Annotated in this window: 6 protein-coding genes; 1 reads left to right on the top strand and 5 read right to left on the bottom strand. The window is 64.4% G+C overall.

Annotated features, from left to right (window positions below):
• The coding region (locus AC1DN0_RS40095; protein WP_477111101.1) for a phosphate acyltransferase at window positions 1-158 on the top strand (158 nt) is incomplete at its 5' end.
• A 150-nt stretch (window positions 159-308) separates the two neighbouring features.
• On the opposite strand, the gene AC1DN0_RS40090 is transcribed toward AC1DN0_RS40095, so the two are convergent.
• The 5 genes from AC1DN0_RS40090 to AC1DN0_RS40070 all read right to left on the bottom strand — a co-directional run bounded on the left by AC1DN0_RS40090 (window position 309) and on the right by AC1DN0_RS40070 (window position 5,167).
• Window positions 309-554 (bottom strand): hypothetical protein, encoded by a 246-nt coding sequence (locus AC1DN0_RS40090; protein ID WP_035859483.1) that lies wholly within the window; start codon window positions 552-554, stop codon window positions 309-311.
• A 397-nt stretch (window positions 555-951) separates the two neighbouring features.
• Window positions 952-2,037, bottom strand: a complete 1,086-nt coding sequence (locus tag AC1DN0_RS40085; protein ID WP_477146554.1) for a porin — start codon at window positions 2,035-2,037, stop codon at window positions 952-954.
• Window positions 2,038-2,205: 168 nt separating this feature from the next.
• Window positions 2,206-2,724, bottom strand: coding sequence for a 2-oxo-4-hydroxy-4-carboxy-5-ureidoimidazoline decarboxylase (gene uraD, locus AC1DN0_RS40080; protein WP_441628152.1), 519 nt, complete (start codon window positions 2,722-2,724; stop codon window positions 2,206-2,208).
• Window positions 2,725-2,760: 36 nt separating this feature from the next.
• Window positions 2,761-3,711: an allantoinase PuuE gene (gene puuE, locus AC1DN0_RS40075; protein ID WP_441628180.1), complete on the bottom strand. Its 951-nt coding sequence runs from the start codon at window positions 3,709-3,711 to the stop codon at window positions 2,761-2,763.
• Between the two features lie 49 nt (window positions 3,712-3,760).
• Entirely contained in the window at window positions 3,761-5,167 is a 1,407-nt protein-coding gene (locus AC1DN0_RS40070; RefSeq protein ID WP_441628150.1) for a nucleobase:cation symporter-2 family protein, read from the bottom strand.
• Between the last annotated feature and the right edge of the window lie 106 nt (window positions 5,168-5,273).

Here is a 5,273-nt window from a genome sequence, read left to right as displayed (position 1 = left end):
TCAACCTGCTCAAGATCACGGGCGGACAGGGTGTCACCATTGGTCCGATCCTGCTGGGCGCGGCCAAGCCGGTGCACATCCTCAACCCGCAAGCCACCACGCGCCGCATCGTCAATATGACGGCGGTAGCGGTGGCGGAAGCCAACGCGGCGCGTTGATCCGCGGTGCGGCGGCGCAGCAATGCCGCCGCTGGGAGCGCACATGCCGCCAGGCATCGCGCAATGAAAACGGGGCTCCTTGGGAGCCCCGTTTTTTGTGACCGGCTTGTCCTGCAGTTCCGCCGGCCCGGAAAAGCTGTGCTTTCTTAGCTACTGCAGCAGGTTGTACTGCTCCCGCATCACGACGATGATGGACTTCGCCGCTGCCAGCCGGGTGGGCAGGTGATCATCGGGCTCGCGCGGAAAATCGACTTCCGCGCTCCAGTTGCAACCGGTGTGGTCGGGTTGGTGCCCACGCATGGCGTGGAGCTCGCATTCGCCGCACTCCGGATTGTTGTTCAGGAACTGGTTCAGGATGGCCATCAACTCCGACCGGGTCTTTGCATCACGACGCATGTGTCACCTCGTCCGTTGCCGTCTTGTTGCCTGGAACCTAAATCTAGGCAGGCATCGGCAGCCCCGCCAATTGAATCGGACTATTAAGCAGCGACTTTCGATCCTCAATCGCCGGTAGCCTGTCCCTATCGCGCTGCAGCATATCCATGCTGCAGCGCGAAATATCGATGACCTTTACTGGCCTGGGCGGTCTGCGGCAAAGAGGCGGAGCCGCCAGGTGCTTTCGGGGCTGGGGGATTGATATCCCTTGGGGTGACTCATGAACTTCACGGGCCCTGGACCAGGGGCAAGGCGCTCGCAGGCCGGATCGGGGGAGTCCGGCACCATAGCCGGCAGGCAATAAAAAACCCGCCACCAGGGCGGGTCTTCAATTCCCGTTGACAAGTCAAGGCAAGCGTCAGAACTTGTGACGCACGCCTACACCGAAGGTGTCGCCGTGCGACAGGCTGGTGATCTTGTCGTAGAAGTAGGCGGCGTAGACGTCGGTGCGCTTGGACAGGTTGTAGTCGTAAGCGACCGCCACCGTGTTGCGCTTGAAGTTCGCGACCGAGTTCTCGGTCTTGTCATAGGCGTAAGACGCCAGGACGTTGCCGGCGCCGATGGGCACCGAAAGGCCGACCTGGCCGTTGGCGTGCTTGATGTCGCCGTTGGGGTTGTTGTTGAGCTCGGTCTTGATGTACTGGCCTTGCGCGAACAGCTTGACGACCWTGAAGTCGTAGCTCAAGCCGCCCTGCACCGCGTTCTGCTTGCTGAAGCCAACCAGCATCGGATTGGCCGAAGCGGTGACGTCACCCGGCGTGCTGYCGAACTTGACTTGCTGGAAGGCCAGCGTGGCAGCGAACGGGCCGTTGAAGTACATCAGGTTGCCGCCCCACTTGTTCTGGCCGGTCGAACCTGCTTTCTCGCCGAAGGAGTAGATCACGTTGGCGGTCAGGCCGCCGAAGTTCGGCGTGCTGTACAGCAGCGAGTTGTTCCAGCCCGAATCGCCGATGATGCCCGGGTCGGCCACGTTGGCGGTGGCGGCGCCGAAGTAGGTGTGGAACACCATCGGCGAGAACACGTAGGAGTCGATCAGCGGGTTGAACAGGATGGTCGACACGAAGTAGGGCGTGGTGTTGCGGCCCAGCTTGAGCGCGCCCAGCTTGTCGTTTTGCAGGCCCACGAAGGCATTGCGGCTGAACATCGAGTCGCCGTCGAAGCGGCCCTGCCTGCCGGTGTCGGTGCGGAAGAAACCGTTCAGGTCGAAGATGGCCTTGGTGCCGCTACCGAGGTCTTCGGTGCCCTTGATACCCCAGTACGAGGTTTGCATGCCGCCCGAATTGGCGACATAGGCGCGGTCGGCCGCGCCGACGTTCTTGACGCCGCCAACGAACATGTCGGCCTGGCCGTACAGCGTGACACTGGATTGCGCCATGGCCGCGCCGCTGAAAAGGGCGGCGGCCGTCGCTGCCAGCTTGAGGGCCGGCGTGATCTGCTTCTGCATTGGTGAGTTCTCCGTGGTTGATCCGTTGCGTTCTTTGTGTACTGGGTCCCTGACGGGTTCTATTCGTTTTGTTTGCTACTGGCATGCCCTGGGCTAGGGTGTTGCCGGCTCGGCCCGGGCACTGCCTGCTACATCGGTAAGGGGTAACGCAAACTGCCTTTTTTTGGCTCAGCCGGATACTAAGTCGTTCAGGCGGAACTGTGCAATCCGATGGATCTGGTTGATGCAAGTTTGCAACTCCGCGGCCGGATCGTTTTCCACGCGCCTTGCGAACTCGCCGATGATGCCGGCGCGGTTATAGCCGCGTACGGCCAGGATGAAAGGAAAACCGAATTTCTCGTTATAGCGGCGGTTGAACGCTTGCAGCTGCTCGAATTCCTCGGCGGAGCATTGATCGAGGCCGGCACCGCTTTGCTCGCGGGTCGATTCGGCGGTCAGCTCGCCGCGCACGGCGGCCTTGCCGGCGAGCTCCGGGTGGGCGCGCACCAGCCTGATCTGGGCGGCGTCGCCGGCGCCGTCCACGATGGCGCGCATGGCATCGGCCAGGGTGGCGGCGTTGGTGAAGGGGCGCTGCGTGGCGGCGGCTTCGGCCACCCACGGAGAGTGTTCATAGATGCCGCCGAGCACCTGGACAAAGTCGGCGGCCGGCAGGGCATTGAGTTGATCTAGGGAGTAGGTATTGCTCATGGATTGGCTTGTCGCTTGGTCGCCTGGTCGATTGGCTCAGGCGCGGTTCTTTGCGGAGTAGGGATGGGTCTCGGCCCAGTGGCGCGCGATGTCCACGCGCCGGCAGATCCAGACCTTGTCGTGGCCCTGCACGTAGTCGAGGAAGCGCTGCAGCCCGCGCATGCGCCCCGGCCGGCCCAGCAGGCGGCAGTGCATGCCGACCGAAAGCATCTTGGGCCGGTCCAGCCCCTGCGGGTCGCCTTCGGCGTAGAGCACGTCGAAGGCGTCCTTCAGGTACTGGTAGAACTGCTCGCCGGTGTTGAAGCCTTGCGGCGTGGCGAAGCGCATGTCGTTGGAGTCGAGCGTATAGGGCACCACCAGGTGGGGCTTCTTCTCGCCGCCGGTGACTTCCACCTCGGTCCAGAAGGGCAGGTCGTCCCCGTAGTAGTCCGAGTCGTACAGCAGGCCGCCGTGTTCCACCACCAGGCGGCGCGTGTTGGGGCTGTCGCGGCCGGTGTACCAGCCCAGCGGCAGCGAGCCGGTCAGTTCCTCGATGATCTGCATGCCGATGCGCATGTGCTCGCGCTCGGTGGCTTCGTCCATGCCCTGGTAATGGATCCAGCGCCAGCCGTGGCAGGCGATCTCATGGCCGAGTTCGACGAACGCCCGGGTCAGTTCGGGATGGCGCTGCAGCGCCATCGACACGCCGAAGATGGTCAGCGGCAGCCCGCGCTGCTCGAACTCGCGCAGGATGCGCCAGACCCCGGCGCGCGACCCGTACTCGTACACGCCCTCCATGCTCATGTGGCGGTCGGGGTAGGCCGCCGCGCCGATGATCTCCGACAGGAACTGCTCGGAGCCGGCATCGCCGTGCAGCACGTTGTTCTCGCCGCCCTCTTCGTAGTTCAGGACGAACTGCAGCGCAAGGCGTGCGCCGCCCGGCCAGCGGGCGTGCGGCGGCTGGCTGCCGTAACCGATCAGATCGCGTGGATAGTTGTTGCTTGTCATCAGGGTCATGATTCTTCAGGAAGACTGTGCCGGCCGCCGCCGGCAGGACTTATTCCGTGCCGTGCGTATTGGCAGCGGCGTTGCGCATCGCCTCTTCGCGCGACTGGATGCCGTTGAAGAAGACGTTGAGCACCACCGCCACGATGGTCCCCAGCACGATGCCGCTATGGGTGAACGGGTCGGTCCACTTGGGCAGGTACTGGAAGAAGGTCGGCGCCAGTGTCGGGATCATGCCGAAGCCGATCGAGATGGCGACGATGAACAGGTTGAAGCGGTTGCGGTTGAAATCGCAGGAGCCAAGGATGCGGATGCCGGTCGCGGCCACCATGCCGAACATCACGATGCCGGCGCCGCCGAGCACGAACTGCGGTACCGAGGCCACGATGTGCGCCATCTTCGGGAACAGGCCCAGCGCGATCAGGATGACGCCGCCGGCCGCCGCCACATAGCGCGAGCGCACGCCGGTCACGGTCACCAGGCCCACGTTCTGCGAGAACGAAGTGTAGGGGAAGGTGTTGAACACGCCGCCGATCACGGTGCCCAGGCCGTCGGCGCGCAGGCCGCGGGTCAGGTCTTCATTGGACAGGCGCTTGCCGGTGATATCGGCCAGCGCGAGGAACATGCCGGTGGATTCCACCAGGGTGATCAGCATCACCACGCACATCGACAGGGTGGCGGCAACGTCGAACTTGGGAATGCCGAAGTGCAGCGGGGTGATGACCGCGATCAGGCTGGCTTCGTCGAGGCCTTCGAAGGAGACCTTGCCCAGCGCCATGGCCACCAGCGTGCCGATCACGATGCCGAGCAGCACCGCGCAGTTGGAGATCAGGCCGCGCCCGTACTTGCTCAGCAGCAGGATCGCCACCAGCACCAGCGCCGCGATGCCGAGGTTGCCCAGGTCGCCGTACGCCAGGTTCGGCACGTCCTTGACCACGCCGTCGATCACGGCACGCGTGGTGGGCTGGCCGCCGGCCGCCCAGTTGATGCCCACCCGCATGAGCGATACGCCGATCAGCGTGATCACCGTGCCGGTCACCACCGGCGGGAACAGGCCGAGCATCCGCCCCATCAGCGGCGCCACCAGGATACCGAACACCCCCGCGGCGATCACCGCGCCGTAGATGCCGAGCAGGCCGACATTGGGATCGGAACCGATGGCGATCATCGGCGCCACCGAAGCGAAGGTCACGCCCATCATCACCGGCATGCGGATGCCGAACTTCCAGAAGCCGAAGGCCTGGATCAGCGTGGCCAGGCCCGCCGCGAACAGGTCGGCGTTGATCAGGAAGGCGAGCTGGTCCTTGGGCAGCTTGAGCGCGCCGCCAATGATCAGCGGCACCGCCACGGTACCGGCGTACATCACCAGCACGTGCTGCAGGCCGAGCGCGAGCAGCCGGCCCGAAGGCAGCCGCTCGTTGGTTAGATCCGTGGGCACCGTGGTGCTAGCGCTAGTCATGGGTGTGTCTCCTCTCCTTTGGATTTGATGGGAACGCTGCCGGGCGGGGGGGCTCTCGGTATGTGATTCCGGCAGCGCGCCTCATCGGGGACGCGTTGTCATGAGC

The sequence above is a fragment of the Cupriavidus sp. 05N39 genome (assembly GCF_056397325.1).
Note: the sequence above shows the minus strand (reverse complement) of the source record. Positions and strands in the feature narration are given on the sequence as shown.

Coding starts and splice junctions, on each gene's coding strand:
- AC1DN0_RS40070 (WP_441628150.1), bottom strand. CDS start 5,167: ATGACTAGCGCTAGCACCACGGTGCCCACGGATCTAACCAACGAGCGG.
- puuE (WP_441628180.1), bottom strand. CDS start 3,711: ATGACAAGCAACAACTATCCACGCGATCTGATCGGTTACGGCAGCCAG.
- uraD (WP_441628152.1), bottom strand. CDS start 2,724: ATGAGCAATACCTACTCCCTAGATCAACTCAATGCCCTGCCGGCCGCC.
- AC1DN0_RS40090 (WP_035859483.1), bottom strand. CDS start 554: ATGCGTCGTGATGCAAAGACCCGGTCGGAGTTGATGGCCATCCTGAAC.